The sequence below is a fragment of the Sodaliphilus pleomorphus genome, from assembly GCF_009676955.1.
GTDB lineage: Bacteria > Bacteroidota > Bacteroidia > Bacteroidales > Muribaculaceae > Sodaliphilus > Sodaliphilus pleomorphus.
Map to the genome: position 1 here is coordinate 369,517 of NZ_CP045696.1, position 21,263 is coordinate 390,779.

14 protein-coding genes and 1 pseudogene are annotated in these 21,263 nt (G+C 42.0%); all 15 read left to right on the forward strand.

The window, feature by feature from the left end; genetic code table 11:
• Positions 1–127: 127 nt before the first annotated feature.
• The 15 genes and pseudogenes from GF423_RS01520 (at position 128) to GF423_RS01590 (ending at position 21,042) form a co-directional block, all read left to right on the forward strand.
• Positions 128–334, forward strand: a complete 207-nt coding sequence (locus GF423_RS01520) for a helix-turn-helix transcriptional regulator (RefSeq protein ID WP_154326688.1) — start codon at positions 128–130, stop codon at positions 332–334.
• Positions 334–1,869 carry a type I restriction-modification system subunit M gene (locus GF423_RS01525; protein ID WP_235911647.1) on the forward strand — a complete coding sequence of 512 codons (1,536 nt, stop codon included), beginning with the start codon at positions 334–336 and terminating at the stop codon, positions 1,867–1,869. Before GF423_RS01520 ends, GF423_RS01525 begins: the two co-directional genes overlap by 1 nt.
• 4 nt (positions 1,870–1,873) lie before the next feature.
• Positions 1,874–3,412 (forward strand): type I restriction-modification system subunit M, encoded by a 1,539-nt coding sequence (locus GF423_RS01530; RefSeq protein ID WP_154326689.1) that lies wholly within the window; start codon positions 1,874–1,876, stop codon positions 3,410–3,412.
• Positions 3,409–4,545, forward strand: a pseudogene (locus GF423_RS01535) (restriction endonuclease subunit S). The gene GF423_RS01530 and the pseudogene GF423_RS01535 overlap by 4 nt, the downstream one beginning before the upstream one ends.
• Positions 4,546–4,568: 23 nt before the next feature.
• On the forward strand, positions 4,569–5,654 hold the full coding sequence (locus GF423_RS01540) for a hypothetical protein (RefSeq protein WP_241004963.1): 1,086 nt from the start codon (positions 4,569–4,571) through the stop codon (positions 5,652–5,654).
• A 46-nt stretch (positions 5,655–5,700) separates the two neighbouring features.
• Positions 5,701–6,687, forward strand: a complete 987-nt coding sequence (gene xerA, locus GF423_RS01545) for a site-specific tyrosine recombinase/integron integrase (protein WP_154326690.1) — start codon at positions 5,701–5,703, stop codon at positions 6,685–6,687.
• A 1-nt stretch (position 6,688) separates the two neighbouring features.
• Positions 6,689–7,834 carry a restriction endonuclease subunit S gene (locus tag GF423_RS01550; protein WP_154326691.1) on the forward strand — a complete coding sequence of 382 codons (1,146 nt, stop codon included), beginning with the start codon at positions 6,689–6,691 and terminating at the stop codon, positions 7,832–7,834.
• Between the two features lie 24 nt (positions 7,835–7,858).
• Complete coding sequence (locus GF423_RS01555; protein ID WP_154326692.1) at positions 7,859–10,786, forward strand: type I restriction endonuclease subunit R; 2,928 nt, start codon at positions 7,859–7,861, stop codon at positions 10,784–10,786.
• 87 nt (positions 10,787–10,873) lie between these two features.
• Entirely contained in the window at positions 10,874–12,616 is a 1,743-nt protein-coding gene (locus tag GF423_RS01560; protein WP_154326693.1) for a DUF262 domain-containing protein, read from the forward strand.
• A gap of 56 nt (positions 12,617–12,672) precedes the next feature.
• Positions 12,673–15,792 carry a DEAD/DEAH box helicase gene (locus tag GF423_RS01565; protein WP_154326694.1) on the forward strand — a complete coding sequence of 1,040 codons (3,120 nt, stop codon included), beginning with the start codon at positions 12,673–12,675 and terminating at the stop codon, positions 15,790–15,792.
• A gap of 4 nt (positions 15,793–15,796) precedes the next feature.
• Positions 15,797–17,251 (forward strand): acetate and sugar kinases/Hsc70/actin family protein, encoded by a 1,455-nt coding sequence (locus GF423_RS01570; RefSeq protein WP_154326695.1) that lies wholly within the window; start codon positions 15,797–15,799, stop codon positions 17,249–17,251.
• 112 nt (positions 17,252–17,363) lie between these two features.
• On the forward strand, positions 17,364–18,710 hold the full coding sequence (locus GF423_RS01575) for a leucine-rich repeat protein (RefSeq protein ID WP_206113319.1): 1,347 nt from the start codon (positions 17,364–17,366) through the stop codon (positions 18,708–18,710).
• 78 nt (positions 18,711–18,788) lie between these two features.
• On the forward strand, positions 18,789–19,265 hold the full coding sequence (locus tag GF423_RS01580) for a hypothetical protein (RefSeq protein ID WP_154326697.1): 477 nt from the start codon (positions 18,789–18,791) through the stop codon (positions 19,263–19,265).
• A gap of 9 nt (positions 19,266–19,274) precedes the next feature.
• Positions 19,275–19,694: a 50S ribosome-binding protein YggL gene (locus GF423_RS01585; protein ID WP_154326698.1), complete on the forward strand. Its 420-nt coding sequence runs from the start codon at positions 19,275–19,277 to the stop codon at positions 19,692–19,694.
• 676 nt (positions 19,695–20,370) lie between these two features.
• Entirely contained in the window at positions 20,371–21,042 is a 672-nt protein-coding gene (locus tag GF423_RS01590; protein ID WP_154326699.1) for an antirestriction protein ArdA, read from the forward strand.
• The last annotated feature ends 221 nt before the right edge of the window (positions 21,043–21,263 follow it).

The window sequence follows — 21,263 nt, forward strand, 5'->3', positions numbered from 1 at the left end:
CACTATAGCTGACAAATTGGCGTTTTCTTCAAATATTTTGCGGTTTTAACTCATTTTTATCTATGAGAAGAATATATTTGGCAAAAAAACATGTAACTTTGCACCAAGAATACACATTATTAATAATATGGATAGTAAGCATCTCAACCGAATCAAGGTCGTTTTAGCCGAGAAAGAAAAGACTAACAAATGGCTTGCTGAGCAATTAGGCAAAGACCAAGCTACCATTTCCAAGTGGGTGACGAATACGACACAACCTAATTTGGAGATGTTATTGCAAATAGCAAAAGTACTTGAAGTTAATGTAAACGAATTAGTACGTCCTTTAGAATAATGGTAAGAAAAAAGAAAGAAACATCTACTGGGTTGTTCGACAAGCCCAAGACCGCACAGGAGCTGAGAATAGAAGGTGTACAGAACTTGTACAACTTCCTGTTTGAGGCGTGCAATATCATTCGCGGGCCTGTGAGCCAAGACAACTTCAAGGATTATATAACGCCTATTCTCTATTTTAAGCGCATCAGTGATGTGTATGATGAAGAAACGTTGGATGCGCTTCAGGAAAGTGGTGGCGATGAAGAATACGCTTCGCTTCCAGAACAGCACCGCTTTGTTATCCCTGACGGTTGCCATTGGCAGGACGTGCGAGAACGTACGGAGAATCTTGGTGCTGCCATCGTTGGTGCCATGCGTGGCATAGAGTTGGCTAACCCCGACACACTCTATGGTGTGCTCAGTATGTTCAGTGCTCAGAAGTGGACGGACAAGAAGAATCTCTCCGATGGGAAAATACGTGACCTCATTGAGCATCTGAGCACTCGCAAGCTGGGCAACAAGGACTATCCTACCGACCTGATGGGTGATGCTTACGAGATTCTGCTGAAGAAATTTGCTGATGACTCAAAGGCCAAGGCCGGTGAGTTCTATACTCCCCGTTCTGTGGTGCAGTTGCTTGTCAGCATCCTCGACCCTCAGCCTGGTGAAAGTGTTTATGACCCTGCATGTGGATCTGGCGGTATGCTTATCGAGGCTGTCCACCACATGAATCATAGCAGCCTGTGTTGTGGGAACATCTTTGTACAGGAGAAGAATGTGGTCAACTCTGCCATCGCAAAGATGAACCTCTTCCTGCATGGCGCAAGCGATTTCAACATCATGCAGGGCGACACCTTGCGCAATCCGAAAATCTTGCAAGGAGGCGAAGTTGCAAGATTCGATTGTGTGATTGCCAATCCTCCCTTCTCGTTGGAGAAATGGGGTTCGGTGGAATGGTCATCCGACAAATATGGTCGTAACATATGGGGAACGCCCAGCGACTCGTGTGGCGACTACGCTTGGATTCAGCACATGATAGCATCGATGGCTCCGGGTAAGGGTCGTATGGCCGTGGTGATGCCGCAAGGTGTTCTCTTCCGAGGCAATGAAGAAGGTCGCATTCGTGAGAAACTAGTGAAGAGTGACATGGTGGAAGCTGTTGTGACTCTCGGTGACAAACTTTTCTATGGTACAGGTCTTTCACCGTGCTTCCTAATCATTCGCAAGATGAAGCCCGCAGCACATAGTGCGCGAGTGCTAATGATTGATGGCACCAAGATTCTGACCCCCAAACGTTCCCAGAACATCTTGGAACAGAAGGACGTTGACCGATTGTTTGAGTTGTATATCAACTATGAGAACGTAGAAGATTTCTCGCAGGTGGTCACGCTCGAAGATATTGCAGCCAAGGGTTACGACCTTTCTCCCAACAAATATGTGCAGTACCACCGCGAAGCTATCAAGCCTTATGCAGAGGTGCTTGCAGCGTTCAAGGCTGCTTACGAAGAAGTGAAGCTTCGAGAGGCGGAATTCAGAAACATTATAAATGCATAGAAAGATGGAAGAGCATAAGAATGCACAATACCGAAGACCAGATGAGACCATCTCCTTGGACGAACTGAAGTCATTCCTCTGGGGTGCTGCCACCCGTCTTCGTGGACAGATAGACGCAGCCGGCTATAAGGAATACATCTTCCCGCTACTATTCTTTAAGCGCATTAGTGATGTATATGACGAACAGTTTGAGGGTTTTGTAGCAGAAGGTGGAGAGGAATATGCTGGTATGCAAGCTGCTGAGTTGGCCATCCGTATTCCTAACGGAGCCCATTGGCGTGATGTTCGAGAGGTAACGGAGAATGTTGGTCAGCGTTTAGTTGAAGCTTTTATCGCCATTGAACAGGCCAATCCTGGTGAAGAAGCGGATGGTCGTGTCATAGGTGGCTTGGACGGTATCTTTGGCCCGAAAGACGGATGGACCAACAAGAATAAGATGCCTGACCATATCATCACATCTCTCATTGAAGACTTCTCTCGCTATAACCTGGGGTTGTCTTCCTGTCCTGCCGACGAGATGGGCCAGGCATACGAATATCTTGTAGGTAAGTTTGCCGACGATGCAGGAAACACTGCACAGGAGTTCTATACCAACCGAACGGTGGTAACACTGATGGCAGAGATTCTCCAGCCACAGCCAGACGAGAGCATCTATGACCCAACATGTGGTAGTGGAGGTATGCTTGTGAAGTGTCTCGACTTCCTTCGTCAGAAGGGACAGCCTTGGCAAGGTGTAAAAGTGTTCGGGCAGGAGATCAATGCTCTGACATCTGCTATTGCCCGCATGAATCTCTACCTGAATGGCGTGGAGGATTTCAGTATTGTCCGTAAAGATACGCTGGCACATCCAGCCTTCGTAGATGGAAGCCATTTGAGGAAGTTTGATATAGTGCTGGCTAATCCGCCGTACAGTATAAGTGAATGGAACCGTCCGGCTTTTGAAAATGACAAGTGGGGAAGAAATATGTGGGGAACACCTCCGCAAGGGAGAGCGGATTATGCATTCATTCAGCACATTATTGCTTCAATGAATGACGAACATGGGCGTTGTGCCATTCTTTTGCCTCACGGAATATTATTTAGGAATGAAGAGTCGGATGTCAGGAAAGGGTTTGTCCTTTCTGATAAGATTGAGGCGGTGATAGGCCTTGGGCCAAATCTATTTTATAACGCCCCAATGGAGGCATGTGTTTTGATATGTAATAATCGAAAGAAAAAAGAATTGAAAGACAAGGTCATCTTCATCAATGCCAAGTATGAAGTAACACGCAAGAATGCCGAAAGTTTCTTGGAGGACAATCACATCAAGAAAATAATAGAAGCATACAAAAGTGTAAACGACATAGCAGATTTTAAGCGGTTGGTTGACATCGAGGAAATAGAGAAGAATCGTTTTGACTTAAGCATTCAAAAGTATGTGTATATCAGCGAAATAAACAAAACGGAAAATATTACGTTTGAAGGGGCATACGAAACATGGTGTAAGTGCCATTCTTCGATGACCAATTCTATAGACCATTTAATTGAAATGTTAGGCTCATGAACTATCGATTTGACGAAATAGCTTTCAATAGCACAGCAAAGAAAACCCCTACCGAATCTGACAAAGAGCATTATATCGGATTGGAGCACATTGATAGCGAGTGTTTAGAAATCACTCGCTGGGGTTCTGATGTTGCTCCTATTGGTGAGAAGTTAATCATGAAAAAGGGGGATGTCTTGTTTGGTAAGCGACGTGCATACCAAAGGAAACTTGCCATTGCGCCATTTGATGGTATATTCTCAGCTCACGGAATGGTGCTTCGACCAAACGAAGAAGTAATTGATAAGAACTATTTCCCGTTTTTCATGAGCTCCGACTTGTTTATGGAGAGAGCCGTCCAAATCTCTGTTGGAGGTCTATCACCGACCATCAATTGGAAAGACCTTCGTGAACAGGAGTTCTCCCTTCCTTCTCTTGGAGAACAAAAGCTTCTTGCAGATAAGCTTTGGGCGGCTTATCGTCTGAAGGAATCATACAAGAAGCTTCTTGCAGCCACTGAGGAAATGGTGAAATCGCAATTTATCGAGATGTTTGGGAATCCATTATCATCAATTCAAAGATACTCGCTCAAGAAACTTGGCGATTGTTGTGAATTGAATCCAAGAAGACCAAATCTGTCTCTCAAAGATACTGATAAAGTTTCATTTGTTCCTATGCCATCAGTTAGCGAAAATGGTTGTCTTCAGGATGTTACCGATGAAGAATATGGAAAAGTCAAAAAGGGCTTTACGTATTTTGAGAATGGTGATGTCTTATTTGCAAAGATAACTCCTTGCATGGAAAATGGTAAAGGGGCTATTGCAGAAGGACTTACGAATAACATAGGCATGGGTTCCACAGAGTTCCATGTTCTTAGACCCATAGAAGAACTATCTAGTCCTTATTGATTGTTGGCTTTAACCAGATTACAGATTTTTAGAGAAAGAGCCCGTAAGAATATGACTGGAACTGGAGGACAGAAACGAGTGCCTGCAAATTATCTTGAGAACTTCATGGTAGGCCTTCCTCCAATTGAAGAACAAAGCAGGTTTGAGAACATCTACAAACAGGCCGATAAATCAGGATTTGAACTTCGTAAATCAATCGTGTCTATTGATAAAGTAATCAAAAGTTTAATCAACGAAAATCTATAGGTTTACAGAAAAGTATTAATATTATGAGTTTAGTGCATTTCTTTAAAACTTTATTTATGAAAAATAAATCTTCAAATAATAATGATGATGTATTTGACTGGGAGGTTTATGAAAAGGCCATTGCAGATGATCCATTGCATCCAGTTTTTGAATGTAGAAAATTGCTGGAAGATTTCTCTGATAACAACATCATTAGACTATATGATAGTATTAATGCTTTCCTCTTCCAAGACATCCAATTCGAGAAAGTAATTTCTATCATGCCAATGTGGGTGTGCGATGAAGGCATTAATCCCGAAGGATGTTCCTCAAAATTTTTTTACGAGAAGTTGAGAACAAAGGCAACTCATCCTGTATTTAATAAATTTATCTACTATTATGATTTGTGGAGCCTTGTGGCTGCTATTCAAGATAGAATATCGGCTGTAATGCTATATATGCAAGAATTTTACAAATTTGTGCCTTGCAAGATGAATTATAAGCCTGAGCAATACACATCAGGTTCTAGACAAGGAGGTGAACGCGAGACGCACGCTCATGTACTTCTGAATAGCATATTTGTGTCTTACGCCTCCATATTTGACTTACTTTCCAAAATAGCAGTTGAGCAATTTATGTTTGACCAATACGACTTTACTAATTATAAGGATATGCATTGTAAAAAAGAAAAGGCTATGTATAAGCCTAATATACAGAATATCGATCCATCTCTCAAGCAAAATGGGTTGTTGTTCACAGATCCAGAGGTTGTAAGGAAGTTTGAGACATTTAGAAATGAATATGTTCATAATGGTCCTTGGGATTTAAGGAGTTGTATTTATTATACTGCCGTAAATGGTGAGCCAGCGGATGTGATAATCTACAGTCCAGATATGGTTGATGGTCATTTTGTAACATCTGGTTCACGCAATAAGTTCTATTCGCAGAATAACAGAATTAATGAACAACTTCCGGATATGATAAAGGAGGCAACACAGATTCTGATGCAAACTGTTGATCAGATTTCGGTTCTTTATCAGCAGCAGACCGTCCGTAAAGTAGATCCAAAGCTAACAGAGGAATATCTTAACGCTATAAAGGATTATTATAAGAGTTTGATAAACAATTAAAGTAATACAAGGTCACGTTAATTAAATAATCAAAGCATATAAAAGTATGATTGACAACTTAATTAATGAAATAGAACAGGCGATGCTCAATGTTCTTGACAATGAGCAGTTAAGCCAGTTGCGAAAGGTGCTTGATTACACCTTCCGCAATATTTCCGTGACCAAGAAGGATTCTGTAAACACAGAAAGTAACAACCAGGCTCTTATTGACAATTTCATTTCTGCCAAAAAGGTGGAGGGGTGCTCAGATAAGTCAATCTCCTACTACAAGAGCACCATCAATAATGCGCTATTGAAGATTAAGAAAGAAGTTGTTCATATCACCACCGACGACCTGCGAGGCTATTTGAACCAGTATCAGGAAGAAAGTGGTGCAAGTAAGGTGACGGTTGACAACATCCGTCGTATTCTTTCAAGCTTCTTCTCATGGTTGGAAGAAGAGAACTACATCGTCAAGAGTCCTGTACGGCGAATACATAAAGTAAAAGTTGGCAAGACTGTAAAGGAAACCTATACAGATGAAGCCTTAGAGCAGATGCGCGACCATTGCTCCAATATACGTGACCTTGCTCTAATAGATCTGCTCGCTTCCACAGGAATGAGAGTAGGCGAACTGGTCCGGCTTAATAGAAATGATATAGACTATCAGAACAGAGAGTGTATTGTTACAGGTAAGGGCGATAAGCAACGAAAGGTTTACTTCGATGCTCGTACCAAGATACACCTTCAGAAGTATGTGAATAGCCGAACGGACACGAACGAAGCTCTGTTTGTATCGCTGTTAGCTCCAAATGAACGGCTCCAAATCAGTGGAGTCGAAATACGTCTTCGTCGACTTGGGCGAGAATTGAACATTCCTAAAGTTCATCCTCACAAGTTCCATCGTACCCTCGCTACAATGGCAATAGATAAAGGAATGCCTATAGAGCAAGTCCAGCATCTTCTTGGCCATCAAAGTCTCGATACAACATTGCAATATGCGATGGTGAATCAGAATAATGTTAAGTTGTCTCACCATAAATTCATTGGATAGTATGTCGCAATTTATCGAGATGTTTGGAACAGTTGAATCGACAAAGCCACTTACAGATTATATTGAAGTCTCATTTCCTGGTGAATGGGGCCAAGAAGATAAAGAAGGCTCTGGTGTTAAGGTAATTAGAACAACCAACTTCACTAATAATGGCAAGTTGGATTTATCTGATGTTGTCACTAGAGATATTGATTCAGTAAAGGTAGAGAAGAAGAAACTTTCCAAGGCCGACATCATACTAGAACGGTCAGGTGGAACAAATGAAAATCCTGTCGGCAGAGTCGTTTATTTCGAGGAAGATGGAGTGTATCTGTTCAACAATTTTACTCAGCTTCTCAGATGTAAAGAAGGTGTCAACTCCCTTTTTATATTCTATTCGTTGTTCAACTATTATCAGATGAATAAGAATGTGATAAGAAGCATGGGTAATAAGACAACTGGCATCCAAAACTTAAAAATGGATAGGTATTGGCAAATTCCTATTGCCGATGTGTCTATTGAACGCCAGAAAGAGTTTGAAACCATCTATCGTCAGGCCGACAAATCAGGATTTGACGGGCTCAAATCGCAATTTATCGAGATGTTTGGGAATCCATTATCATCAGTTCAAAGATACCCGCTCAAGAAACTTGGCGATTGTTGCGAACTAAATCCAAGAAGGCCAAGTCTGGATCTAGAAGATACAGATAATATTTCATTTGTACCAATGCCATCGGTTAGTGAAAATGGCTATCTTCAGGATGTTGCAGATGAAGAATATGGAAAAGTCAAGAAGGGCTTTACGTATTTTGAAAATGGAGATGTCTTGTTCGCAAAGATAACTCCTTGCATGGAAAATGGCAAAGGTGCTATTGCAGAAGGACTTACGAATAACATTGGCATGGGTTCCACAGAGTTCCATGTTCTTAGACCTATAGAAGGAGTATCTAGTCCATATTGGTTGTTGGCTTTAACCAGATTGCCGATTTTTAGAGAAAGAGCCAGCAAGAATATGACTGGAACTGGAGGACAGAAACGAGTGCCTGCATATTATCTTGAAAACTTCATGGTAGGTCTTCCTCCAATTGAAGGACAAAACAGGTTTGAAAACATCTATAAACAGGCCGATAAATCAGGATCTGTCCTGCAATATAGAATCGCATGTTAAACGAAAATAAAAATACAACATATTATGGCATACTTTAATGAAGAAAATACCGTTGAGCAGATGCTCATCAATGCCACAGGAAAGTGTGGCTGGATTTATGTGGAGCCGCAGGAAGTTCCACGATTGCCTGACGAAGTACTGGTGACAGAATGGCTTGTCACAGCACTGAGGCGGCTTAACCCCATCACTGAAGACCAGGCTGCACAGGTGGTTTACAGACTTCGGGCTGCATGTAGCATTGGCACTAATCATGAAGAGTTGATTAACGCTAATGACCGTTTCCGTCGCTTGTTGTTTGAGGAAAACTCCTATCCTTTCGGCGAGGATGGCGAGAATATCAACATCCGCTTCTTCAGCGACAAACCGTCAGAGAACCGCTGTGTAGTCACCAATCAATGGGAGTTCCCTCGCAAGAGCAAGGAGGGCGGCAAACGTCTTGACCTGGTATATATCATCAATGGCATACCGATGGTAATTGGTGAAGCCAAGACACCAGTCAAATCTTCTGTGACATGGGCTGATGGTGCTACGGATATCCTTCACTATCAGAAGAGCATCCCAGAAATGTTTGTACCAAACATCCTCACTTTCGCCAGCGAAGGACGCGAACTGCAATATGCAGGTGTAGGTTGCCCAGTGGATAAATGGGGACCTTGGTTTGCCGATGAAGAGCGTCGGCACGGAACGCTCGAAGATGTGGAGCACAACTACATTTCACTGATTACACCTGAACGTGTGCTTGACATCTATCGCTATTATACGGTTTTCACTGGTGCCACGGGTGGCAGGAAGATAAAGATTGTATGCCGTTATCAGCAGTATCTTGGTGGTGAAGCCATCGTGCAGCGAGTATTGGGTACATACCGTGCTGGAAAGGGTCCGAGGAAAGGACTCATCTGGCATTTCCAGGGTTCGGGTAAGTCGTGGCTCATGGTGTTCGCTGCCCAGAAACTACGCCGCCAGAATGACCTGAAGGCTCCGACTGTAGTAATTGTAGATGACCGTATTGACTTGGAAGACCAGATTACAGGTGACTTTACCCGTGCCGAAATCCCGAATGTGGATGGCATATCGACCAAAGAAGAACTGGAAACCAAGATTCACCAGCGTAAGATTCTCATCACTACTATCTTTAAGTTTGGTGACCTAAACGATGGTGAGGTGATTGATGACCGAGACAATATCATCCTGCTTATGGACGAGGCACACCGTACTCAGGAAGGCGACCTCGGAAAGAAGATGCGCACGGCACTGCCCAATGCTTTCTTTTTCGGATTGACGGGTACGCCGATCAATCGCAATGACCACAACACTTTTGCATGCTTCGGTAGCGAAGAAGACGAGTATGGCTATATCTCGAAATATACTTTCCAGGACTCAGTCGATGACGGAGCTACGCTGGAGCTGAACTTCAAGACGGTTCCTGTTGAGATGCACCTTGACGAGGCAAAGCTTCAGGAAGAGTTTGATGCGCTGACCGACCAGATAAGCGAGGAAGACAAGCAAGAACTGGTACGGCGCACAAGTGTAGAGGCCTTCTTTACGGCAGACAAGCGTATCAATGATGTATGCAAATACATCGTCAACCACTTCCGCGAGTATATCGAGCCAACGGGTATGAAGGCACAGGTAGTAGTGTATAATCGTGACTGCTGCGTAAAGTACAAGAAGGCCATTGATGCTTTACTTGGTACAGACGATCAGACAACCATTGTGATGCATACTGCCGGCGACAAGGCTGATGAGTATAAGGCATACAAGCGTAGCCGCGACAAGGAAAAGAAGTTGCTCGACCAATTCCGCGACCCGCTATCACCACTAAAGTTCGTCATCGTGACCTCTAAACTGCTGACAGGCTTTGATGCACCCATCCTACAGTGCATGTATTTGGATAAGCCGATGAAGAATCACACGCTGCTACAGGCTATCTGTCGTACCAACCGCACTTATAACGAGAACAAGAAGTGCGGATTGATAGTAGACTTTGTCGGTGTGTTTGAGGATGTAGCCAAGAGCCTTGCCTTCGATGAGGAAAGCGTTAAGACCATCATCAAGAATATGGACGAGATAAAAGCACTTATCCCCACATTCATGCAAGAATGTATTCAGTTCTTCCCCGGCATTGACCGCACCATTGGTGGATGGGAAGGACTGACGGCTGCCCAGCAATGCCTGAAGGAAGAAGGTGTGAAGACAAACTTCGCACGCCACTTCGCACGTCTGGCAAAAGCTTGGGAGATTGTTTCTCCAGACGAATTCCTGGCTCCATATTCAAGTGATTACACTTGGCTGGCGCAGGTATATCAGAGTGTGCGTCCTGTAAGTGGCGGTAACCTTATTTGGACTTTGCTCGGTGCTAAGACCATCGAGATTATCCACAATAACATTGATACCATCGACATAGGTACACCACTGGAAGATCTTGTTGTGGACGCTGATATCATTGACTCCGTATTGGAAGATGAGAAAAAGCGCGAGAAGAAGATTATCGAGGTGGAGAAGATGCTGAAGATTCGACTGGGTGTACATAAGGGTGACCCGAAGTTCAAAAAGTTTGCCGACAAGCTGGATGAACTGCGCGAACGTATGGAGCAGAACTTGATATCGAGCATTGACTTCCTGAAACAACTGTTGCAGATGGCCCGTGAATTGCTGGAAGCAGAGAAGGAAATAGAGAAACCGATGGACAAGCGTGCTCAGGCAAGAGCAGCGTTGACCGACCTCTTCCAGAGCATCAAATCTGAAGAAACGCCCATCATTGTTGAACAAGTGGTGAACGACATCGATAATGAAGTGGTCAATATCATCCGACAGTTCAACGATGCATTCCAGAGTGTCACAGCTCGTCGCGAAATCAAGAAGAAGCTACGAGCCATTCTTCGGATTAAGTACCAAATCAAAGACAACGAGGTCTTCGAGAAAGCGTACAACTATATTGAGATGTACTATTAAACAGCGATGACTAAAGAGATTACATTGGAAGAAAAGCTCAACAAAGTCATTTCCGCAGCATAAAATAATAATAAAACATATATTAAAATGTCGAAACTTAACATTGATCAGAAATCAATCAAGGACTTATTTAGTGACAACAAGGCAGATTTCCTAATCCCTGACTACCAACGTCCTTACGCTTGGCAAGAAAAAGAGTGTCAAACATTATGGGACGACATTTTTACCTTTGCGTTCCCAGACAATGATTATACCAAATTTAACTCATCAAATGACGAGTATTTCTTGGGACCCATTGTCACCTTCAAAAATGAAGACAAGAAACAAGAAATCATTGATGGTCAACAGCGATTGACAACGCTCATGCTACTCCTTCGAGCTTTCTATGAAAGATATGGCAGCATGATGGATCAGCAGTCAATCAAGACCAAAGAGATGATTGAGAAATGTATCTGGAAAACCGATGAGTTTGGCAACCCTAATAAGTCGGAGTTGAAAATAGACTCTGAAGTGGCAACAGACAACGAGAAAGAACAGTTCCTTAGAATTTTACGTACCGGCAATGCTGAGGATAGTGACAAAAGCAACTACGCTATTAATTACAGATTCTTTCAAGGTAAGATTGCTGAGTTCCTCAATACATTCCCCGGTTATTTCTCATACTTGCCGATACGAATCTTGAACAACTGCATTTTGCTCCCAATTGAAGCAGAATCACAAGATACGGCACTTAGAATTTTCTCAACGTTGAATGATAGAGGCAAACCTCTATCAGATGCCGATATTTTCAAGGCTCAGTTTTATAAATTCTATGCTAATCAAAATCGAAAGGATGAATTCATTGCCAAATGGAAAGACCTTGAAGTGCTATGTACCAACTATTTTCACCCAATTTCTGGCACACCGATGGACGAGTTGTTTACACGATATATGTATTACGAGCGTGCCAAGATGGGGAACAAGAACACAACCACCGAAGCCCTACGCAAGTTTTTTGAGCGCAATTCGTATGCGCTGCTAAAAAAAGAGGAAACATTCAACAACCTCATTGACCTTGCTAACTTCTGGAAAGCTGTCCTTGACGAAGATGTCGACAAATTTTCAGAAGATGCCTTACGGCGTTTGTTCGTATTGAATTATGCACCTAATGGCATGTGGACTTATGCCGTTTCTGTTTACTATATGGTCAATAGGGATGAAACTGACATGCTTGATGACAGCAAGTTCTGTCGTTTTTTGGATATTATAATTGCATTCATCTGGACCTACGCATTAACCAATCCTGGTGTTAACGCCCTACGCACCCCAATGTATGCAGAGTTAGTCAATATGTATGACGGCAAAGAAGTGGAATTTGCAGACTTCAAATTTGATAAACAACACGTTATCAATGTATGGAATAACTACAACTTTAGCAACATTCGTGCTATTACCAAATCAATACTGACTTGGTGGGCAATGCGAGACAAGAGTCAAGAACGTCCGACTTTGGAACGCAAATTTGAAATTGAGCACATCTTTGCCCGTAACCGTCAAGTTAACGAGCGCTCTCTGCAAGATGCAAGAAACTTGGAATCTCTTGGGAATAAATCTCTTTTGGAAAAGAAAATCAACATTCGAGCAGCAGATTATAGATTTGCAGATAAAAAGAAATACTATGAGGGCTTTGTTAATGGCCGAGGGCAGACCAAAGAAGGTACCATCATCCATGAATTGGTTCATCTTGCGCAAACCGCCTCTGATTTTGTAGAATCAGATATTAAGGATAGAAGCCTCAAAATACAAAATGCTTTTATCGATTTCCTGCAATCGCACAATTTGTTAAAATAGTGTTTATTAGGAACAAAACGAAAAGATGAATTTGTTAAGTCTTGCATTTCACGGTTATGAGTAAGTTTAGCAAGGGAGATAAGGTTATAAATATAAACACGAATGAGCATGGCGTGATTATCCATGTGCATAATAAGAGTCGCCGTGGTCAGTTTTATAGGGTGCTTTATGCCGAAAGGGAAGACGATGAACGGAGCGATTCGCTACGGCTTGACGAGGACTTAACCGACCCGTTCAAGAGGTGGCAAATGGGTGTGTTCGGCTATTATTCCGAGTTCATGAAAGGAAACACTACTTTCAAAATCTTGAGCTCAAATAATAGCACGATTTCGTCGCTGAAAGCATCGAGGACGCTATTCCGACCGTACCAATTCAAGCCCTTGCTGAAATTCCTAAACTCAGACAACAGACGTTTGTTGATAGCTGATGAGGTCGGTCTCGGTAAAACCATCGAGGCTGGTCATATCATGCTTGAATTAAAAGCAAGAGGCGAGCTTCATAACGCATTGGTCATTTGCCCGAAGTCGCTGATTTCAAAATGGGCAACTGAACTCTCCGATAAGTTCGGTCTTGATTTTATCGAGATTGAAAGTAAGGACACTTTGTTGCATGAACTGAAGAACCACAACGGTCATGTGCTTGCAGTCATCAACTACGATAAAATCAGAGAGAATAGCGACATCATCAATTATATAGGAAAGAGCAACATCAAGTTCGGTCTCATTGTTTGCGACGAGTCTCATAAACTCCGTAACAACACCACACAGCTTTACCGTGGTGCGCAGACTTTGCTCATCAATGCCGACAGTGTAGTATTCATGTCCGCTACTCCGATTATGATTGATGTGAACAATTTGTATTACCAACTTAGCTTGCTCGATGCAGACACATATAACCATCCTGAGGTTTTTAGAAACAACGTGCAGCTTAACCGCCCATTCGTGAGAGCACTTAGCCAACTCAATGCGGGCGTAAACCTGAACAGTATCGCCGACGAATTGAGAACATCTAATGTCGACATTATAAATGTCATTAACGATGTTGAGAGAATAATGACAGTACGCGTTGATGAATACTTTAGAGAATATCCCATTTATCAACGCATCATGCAAAACCTCACAACCGGCATTGATAATTATGCTCTTAGAGCAAAAATCCAATATGATTTGTCGGAGATGAGTCCAATGAGTACAATCTTTTCAAGAACGCGAAAGCGTGAGGTGACACAAGATTGGAGTCAAGCTGAACGCAATCCTAAAACATTCCGAGTCGATTTCACTAATGAAGAAGAAAACGGTTATAATGACTTAATCGATGACTATGTAGATGAGCACACCTACATAGACGAATATGGCAGGGAGCGTTCCGGGGCGATGGGACTTGTTACCCTCAAACGCCAACTTGCCAGCAGTGTATGGGCATGTGAAAATAATGATTCTGACCTTGAGAATGGAATTGACCGATTCGAAGATATGCTTGATAACAAGTTTGAAGCGTTGCTTCGAATCCTTAAGACGGTTTTCGATCACGGCAACAAAAAAATAATTGTTTTTGCCGTATTCAAGAAAACGCTCAAATACCTTAAAATCAGACTTGCTAAAGCAGGTTATAAAAGTGTGGTCATTTACGGTGGGGCTAAAATCAATAAAAACGAAGTCCTGCGTCAATTCCAAACCGACGATAGCATACAAGTGCTATTGTCGTCCGAAGTCGGAAGTGAGGGTCTCGACATGCAGTTCTGCAATGCCTTGGTCAACTATGACCTACCATGGAACCCGATGGTCGTTGAGCAACGCATTGGTCGTATCGACCGCTTCGGTCAAAAGTCACCAATTGTTCACATCTACAATATCATTGTTCGTGAATCAATTCTTGAAGACATCTATGAGCGTCTGTTAATGAGAATCGGCATATTCAAGGAGTCAATAGGCGACTTGGAAGCCATCTTGGATAGCGATATTAATGATGACGGAAAAATCATTTCGATTAGAGACGCATTGAAAAATCTCGAACGAGACTTCTATGCTGACAAACTCTCGAAAGAGCAGGTTGAGAAGAAAGAAAAGGAAATAGCACGAGCGATTGAGAATGAACGCCTCAACCTAAAGAAAATTGAGGACGGTCTCACCGACACTTTGACCAACGACTCGTACTTCAGAGATGAAATCAACAAAATAATCAACAATAACGCATACGTCACAGCCAACGAGCTGTATTATTTTGTATCTCAAATCATTAAAGAACATCTAACTGTGTGCGAACTCAGGCAAACCGATGATAGAAACATCTTCGATTTTGCTATTCCCAAGAGTGACCCTAATTGTTTAAAGAGATTCCTTCAACGATATGAGCCTAACGATAATGAAAGCCACAAGCTGTTTAATCATTTTATCGCTGACATTGAAGACTCTCTTTCCTTAAAAATCACATTCGACCAAGAAACCGCTTTCCAAGATAAATCTCTTGTTTTTATTAACATCTATCACCCCATAATCAAAGCAGGTGTTAAACTGTTTCAAGAGAAACAAGACCCGTCGAAGAATACATTCTTCTTTGAGGTCAACGCTGGCGATTTGCCGCATGAGTTCGCAAACAAGAGCTTCATGCTCGCATTGTATAAGGTAAGCACATCACGCTCACAGTATGGAGATAAAGTTATAACCAATGACTATCTCTTCCCAATTCTTTATGATTTGGAGCGTAAGGAAGCCATCGAAGAAACCGAGCTTACAGAAAAAGTATTAGGTAGAATACAAATAGGTGGACAATATGCACCATTAGGTGATTACTCATTACCATCAGCCGAAACGCTTGAAGATATGCGCTTCGACATGAAAGATATTGTCGATGCCCATGTGGCGGAGATACGTGCCGACATTAACGACCGAATTGAGAACAGCAAAAAGATGCGCTTGGAGCAAACCGCTCAATACTACGCTTCTCGTGAACGAAGTTACGAATCGACAATCAGCCAATATGAAATATTACTAGAATACGCTATTGGACAGAACAAAGATGACGACATACGCAGGGCAGAAAATACATTAAGGCTTTTAAGGCACAATCTTGCAGAACTCAAGTCGAAACGAGAAGCAGATGAAGAACGCATCATGCGAGACGTGGCATTGAAAGTCGTGTCTTCGATTCAGTCTCTGAACCTCATAAAGATCATTTAAGCAGATGAGTAGTAATGATATAATAAAAATAGGACTTGATTTTGGTACTCACCAAACTAAAATCTGCATACAAAAAACTCCTGACGAGGGTCATGGAGAACCCTCTTATGAGTTTTTCTCTTTTGAAGACCTTGAAGGCGGTAAGTCTTACTTCTTGCCTTCAATAGTACAAATAAATCAAGACGACACTTTATCCTATGGTTTTGTTGACAGGTCAAAAGAGAAGAATGCAGGAGTTGCGCCTAAGCTTGAGTTGCTTGAAATTCCTTCTATTGACATAAACAAAGAGGCTAAGCAATTGTTTGAAAAATATGCCTCACCTCAGCAAGATGAAAACGACATAGATGCCATTGAGCACATGCTGGTGCTGAAATCAGACATCGAAAGACAACGTATTGAACACGAGAATGAAATCCGTCGTTCAAACTTTAATGAAGCTGTCAAGAAATATAGAGCATCAAGAAACACATTCCGCTATTTTAAGCAAGCCACATTCTCAACTCGTGAATGGGATGCCAAGATTGACGCTCTGCGTCTCTGCATCTGGTATCTTGCATACGTCATATTTCTTCTTGAAGAAAAATACGGCACACTTTTCTCAATTCACATGGGAATTCCAACAGATGACCAATCTTTTGAAAAGAAAAGAATGCTGGCTGTTAGCACATTGGCAAGTGCCTATCATTTGGTCGAGAATGTGTTCGACAACGATTTTAATGCGTTCTTGAGTGCACATTTAGATGAACTCTTGGAGAAAACAAAGATTATTCCCTTCTCTAACGATGTTAAAGAGGAATATGCCATAAATGTTTTCCCAGAAGCATACGCTGGACTTCTCAGTTTGACATCCAGGGGGAAACTAACTCAAGGCATGAGCTTGACCGTAGATATTGGCGGAGGTACAACTGATATTTCATTTTTTACGATTGTTGGTAGGAAACCTTGCATCTATAAATACTGGTCAATCCCATTAGGCCTTAACTACCTTGCGGAGGAGTCCGGCTTTGACTATTTCGAGCATGATATTAAGCACGAATTCAAGGTCGGCGTTGTCAATGCCTTCAATGACGAAAAGACCAAAGTAGTCAGAAAATTAATTACAATGCTGTATGCCAAACTTTCGAAAACCATCCTTGGCAAAGATAGGTTGTCAGCGGCTCTAAAGGATAGGATTTTAGTGTATATGGGAGGCGGTAGTACGTTCAACAACGTCACTAATGAGCACCAGCCTTTTACCGATGTTCGCCGAATAGAAAAAACTATTTGGAAAGAAGAACAAGTTAAAGACAAATCGGAAGTTGAAAAAATCTGCACATTATTGTCTGTGTCATTCGGACTCGTTTCAGCCAAAGATGACGACGAAGTAGAATTATACTCTATGGAATCTATCTTCGGAGAAGTCCCCCTAAAAGCTGACCAAGCCAAAGAAAGCAGATATGTAGATAAAGATATGGTGTAATATGGAAAACTTGAAAATCATACAACTAGTCCAGTTCATCAGATCAAATGTTGATGATGACTATTCAATGCAGGTTCTCAACTATACATTTAGGTGCTTGATAACAAATCCGATGCTTAAAGAACAAGCATATTATGTACGGATTGGCAAATATTATTCTCCCGAACCCACTGCCATCAGCGTATTCAAAAATTTCAGTCGTGCTTCAAAATTACTGCCAATATTAATGTCAATTCGAGCAATATCGATAAACCACGATTTTATTGACTTATGCCGGTCTAATGAATTGATTTTTGAATCATCATTTAAGGGCTCTGACTGGCGTTACCTTGTGCCTGTTATTAAGGAATGTGCAGCTGACGAAGATTTCAACAACCTATTGAGTATGTTCAACTCATGTTGCGAGCAAGAATCTTTCACCGAGCAACAATTACAGCTTTTTGAAAAGTATTCTGAAGCACCTAAAGCTAAATACCGAAACAAAGTATTGGCAGAAGAAGCCAAGGCTCTTTCTGGTGACTTTAATGATAGTATTATAGGTGATAATGCTTTCTTATGGAACGATGACTTAACGGAATACGAAATTGGCGAAAGTATACAATTTGTTGGAGATACTGCATTTGCCTATTGTAAGAATCTGAAAGAGATAACCATTGTCCCGAAAGGTTTAGCTTTTGGCAAATTCCCTATAATTGAATGTCCAAGCCTTAATAAAATTGTGGTGCCCGATGGTTGTTTGGAATATTATGCTGCACAAATTCCTTTTTATAAGGACATCATCGTTGAGGTGGGAAATCAGTTGGAAATCGATACTGAACCCGAGAGTGAAATCGTAGAAGAATTCAAACCCAAAGCAAACATTGCCCCAATAGAACACCAAAAAATTTTCCAGGTTTTTGAGAAAAGGGCTACATCTTATAAGTTCTTCTGGCTAGCATCTATATTATCTATCCTCAAAAGAACCGATAAACTTTCTATTACGATGGAGGAATTGGTAATAGAAATGGTTTCTATTGCATGGCCCATCATGTATCAATACGATATTTCATTAGGGTCGCGAGATATGCTCAAGAACATGGGCGACAGGTTAATTGCCAATGGAGTTCTTCGAGCCAACTACGATACTTCTGAAGTGCGTAGTATGTTGAAAACCAGATATAAAGGAATCAAATCAATTATTATCGGGCTTCTGAAGAATGTGCCTTACCGTTTCCTTTCGCCATGGATACATTATACATCCGACACTGATGTCATCGAAAAATCACAAAAAAGTGATTTTGGCACGCCATACGCCATTCATGATGACTTTATCCTTATAGACGAAGACTGGCATGAATATTTCATGGATGATTTGCCTAAAATCAAATCGTTTATAATTAACGAGTTTTACTCTTATCTTAAGGCATATAACACGGAGTTTCAACTCTTAAAGTTTAAGATAGACAACCATAACGAATAAATCATTTTGTTGTGCAGATAGTGTGCACAGGTGCATCGTTACTTTGCACCAGATAATGCTCTAAAAGACTTACATAACATGAAACGATTTTTCAAATATTTCTCAATCTTTGCGTGTCTCTTTGTGGCACTGTCGAGTTGTAGTGATGATGATTTCATCTCCGAATATGACACGCACAAGGATGAATATACCGTGCGTTATAACGTCACCTATTCGACGACTTACGACTTCCACAATATTGCTTATATCAGTTTTACTAGTTTTTTTGACTACAGTAACAATGCCGTAAAATATACTGGGCAACCGACGCAGATTAATAGAAGCTTTGACGGAACGGAAGAATATGTCACTATAAGTCGTGTTCCTAAAGGCTCACAAGTTGAGTTTTCGACTTATGTAGATGTGGCAGAAGCCTTGCCAAATACCAAAGTCGAAATTTCAATTGAGATTGTCAAGGGAAAAGAATATGGCTCCACAGAAGTCGCCAAGGCAACGGCTGAATGCCCACTAAAAGGCAATCCGCTGACAATAAGCTATGACATTCCAAATAAATAACTAGGAACAATGAAAAAGAGAATACGCAAGAAACTCCATATTGGAGAATTTAAACAGTACGGCAATGTTATTGTTATCAAAACTAACTTCAGTGAAGAAACGGCAGAAGAAATCTTGATGAAGTTTGAAGCCATAATAGATAGCTTTTCGCTAACTGTTGCTGGTGGTGGAACTGGCAGAATCATTATACCAACGAGACAAGGTAATAAGTATATTCCAACTTTGCCAGGTTTAATAGTAACATCTATCGCCAAAGGAGAATTGCCGTTAGATGAAATGATGTTCTGCATCTATGTAAAAAATGAGTCTTGTGTACCCCAAGAAGCACTTGGTGCTATCAAGACTACATTTGCCGATAAAAAGTACGCACTTCAGATAGGTAAAAGCATAGACTTGTGGCCCAATAATTTCGGTCGACACAACAAGTAGTAGTTTTATATACTTCAGATTTACTGCCTCGGAACGCTGGCGCGATCCGGAGCTTTTTGTTGAATAGAAACCGCTGGTAGCGGTTCTATTATTTTCAAGGTAAGGAGAGGAAACGGCTGGCACCGTTCTTCTCCTTGCTTAGTTTTTGTCTACGCCCGTCATTGGGCTGCGCCTCTTAGTGCAAATAAGTTTGCCCTCTGCGCTCATTTGCACGATTTGTCCATCGCAAATTCTCGACATCGTGATCGGCACAAGTGACGAGAAAGCGTCGTCGAATCAACATGATTATTCACTATTTAATATTACCCCTCAATCTGATTGAGAAGTTTGGTGTTCGGAACCTCACGGATTGTTTTTCCGCTCTTGTTGCCTGGGCACTTTGATGTCTACATCGCTTGCAGGTAGAAAGGTGTACTCATCTGAAAATTGATTAAAGCCCATTGACTTGTTTCTTCCTCGCTTTCTCGCCTCGTTTTTCCGCTGCAAAGTTAAGGGCAGCCGCTTACTGCAAGGCCCATGTCGAGTTGCCTTGAAAATTCTCCAACCCTGCGGGTAGTAATTTTCTGGCAAGCCTTGCGGTCGTCCGCTTTCCTGCCTCACTTTATGAAGCACCGTAAAAAGCGAAGCGAAAGCGAGAACAAGATCAATAATGTTTAATCTCTAAATTTTCACAATTATGAGTACAAAATCCCTTTCTATCAATCCTGCAAGCGGTGCTGACAGCACCCAGGCACAAGAGCCGGCTGTAAAAAGCTTCAGCTCCAGCTCCTCCAATCTCAATAATGTTGAGGTTGATGAGGTCGAAGAGTTTGACCTTGACGATTACAAGTACGATTACCACACTGGCAATCCTGCCGTGTATGTGGGCACCTACCACAAATATAATTGTGGTTCTATCTTCGGAATGTGGTTTGATTTGACCACGTTTGCGGACTATGACGAGTTTTGCGCCGTGTGCCGTTTCCTGCATCGTGATGAGGATGACCCCGAGCTGATGTGCCAAGATTACGAGAATTACCCCGAAGAGTGGTATTCTGAGGACATTATGAGCGAGGACATTTTTGACCTAATCCAAGAGTTTGCCGAACTCGATGAGGATGAGCGCGAGGCTTATGAAGCGTTTTTGGATGTCAAATGCGACAGCCACATCAGCGTTGACGATTTCCGCGATGCCTATCAAGGCGAATGGGACAGCGAAGAAGATTTCGCCCGCTACATCGTCGAGGAGTGCGGAATGCTCGACAATGTGCCCGAGAGCCTAAAGGATTATTTTGACTTCGAGCGTTATGCTGATGACCTTTTCCGCTGGGATTACGATTACCAAGATGGCCATGTGTTCTGCTGCTAAGCCGCAGCACCGCCCACCACACCGAGAGAGCCGCCCGAGCGGTTCTCTTTTTTTGTGGCGGAACGTCAGCAACCGAATTGTTGATGTTGGCGAGTAGAAACCGAAATAAACGATATTACTTGGTATTAATTGACGTTGAGACGGATATTCCATCAAAAGATTTTGTCTATCCAAACAGACCAAGGCTAATACGCCAAACAACCAAATAGGATTAGGCCAAA

What these genes read in the sequence shown, in the direction of transcription:
- GF423_RS01520 (WP_154326688.1), top strand. Translation starts at nt 128, where the DNA reads ATGGATAGTAAGCATCTCAACCGAATCAAGGTCGTTTTAGCCGAGAAA.
- GF423_RS01525 (WP_235911647.1), top strand. Translation starts at nt 334, where the DNA reads ATGGTAAGAAAAAAGAAAGAAACATCTACTGGGTTGTTCGACAAGCCC.
- GF423_RS01530 (WP_154326689.1), top strand. Translation starts at nt 1,874, where the DNA reads ATGGAAGAGCATAAGAATGCACAATACCGAAGACCAGATGAGACCATC.
- GF423_RS01540 (WP_241004963.1), top strand. Translation starts at nt 4,569, where the DNA reads ATGAGTTTAGTGCATTTCTTTAAAACTTTATTTATGAAAAATAAATCT.
- xerA (WP_154326690.1), top strand. Translation starts at nt 5,701, where the DNA reads ATGATTGACAACTTAATTAATGAAATAGAACAGGCGATGCTCAATGTT.
- GF423_RS01550 (WP_154326691.1), top strand. Translation starts at nt 6,689, where the DNA reads ATGTCGCAATTTATCGAGATGTTTGGAACAGTTGAATCGACAAAGCCA.
- GF423_RS01555 (WP_154326692.1), top strand. Translation starts at nt 7,859, where the DNA reads ATGGCATACTTTAATGAAGAAAATACCGTTGAGCAGATGCTCATCAAT.
- GF423_RS01560 (WP_154326693.1), top strand. Translation starts at nt 10,874, where the DNA reads ATGTCGAAACTTAACATTGATCAGAAATCAATCAAGGACTTATTTAGT.
- GF423_RS01565 (WP_154326694.1), top strand. Translation starts at nt 12,673, where the DNA reads ATGAGTAAGTTTAGCAAGGGAGATAAGGTTATAAATATAAACACGAAT.
- GF423_RS01570 (WP_154326695.1), top strand. Translation starts at nt 15,797, where the DNA reads ATGAGTAGTAATGATATAATAAAAATAGGACTTGATTTTGGTACTCAC.
- GF423_RS01575 (WP_206113319.1), top strand. Translation starts at nt 17,364, where the DNA reads ATGCTTAAAGAACAAGCATATTATGTACGGATTGGCAAATATTATTCT.
- GF423_RS01580 (WP_154326697.1), top strand. Translation starts at nt 18,789, where the DNA reads ATGAAACGATTTTTCAAATATTTCTCAATCTTTGCGTGTCTCTTTGTG.
- GF423_RS01585 (WP_154326698.1), top strand. Translation starts at nt 19,275, where the DNA reads ATGAAAAAGAGAATACGCAAGAAACTCCATATTGGAGAATTTAAACAG.
- GF423_RS01590 (WP_154326699.1), top strand. Translation starts at nt 20,371, where the DNA reads ATGAGTACAAAATCCCTTTCTATCAATCCTGCAAGCGGTGCTGACAGC.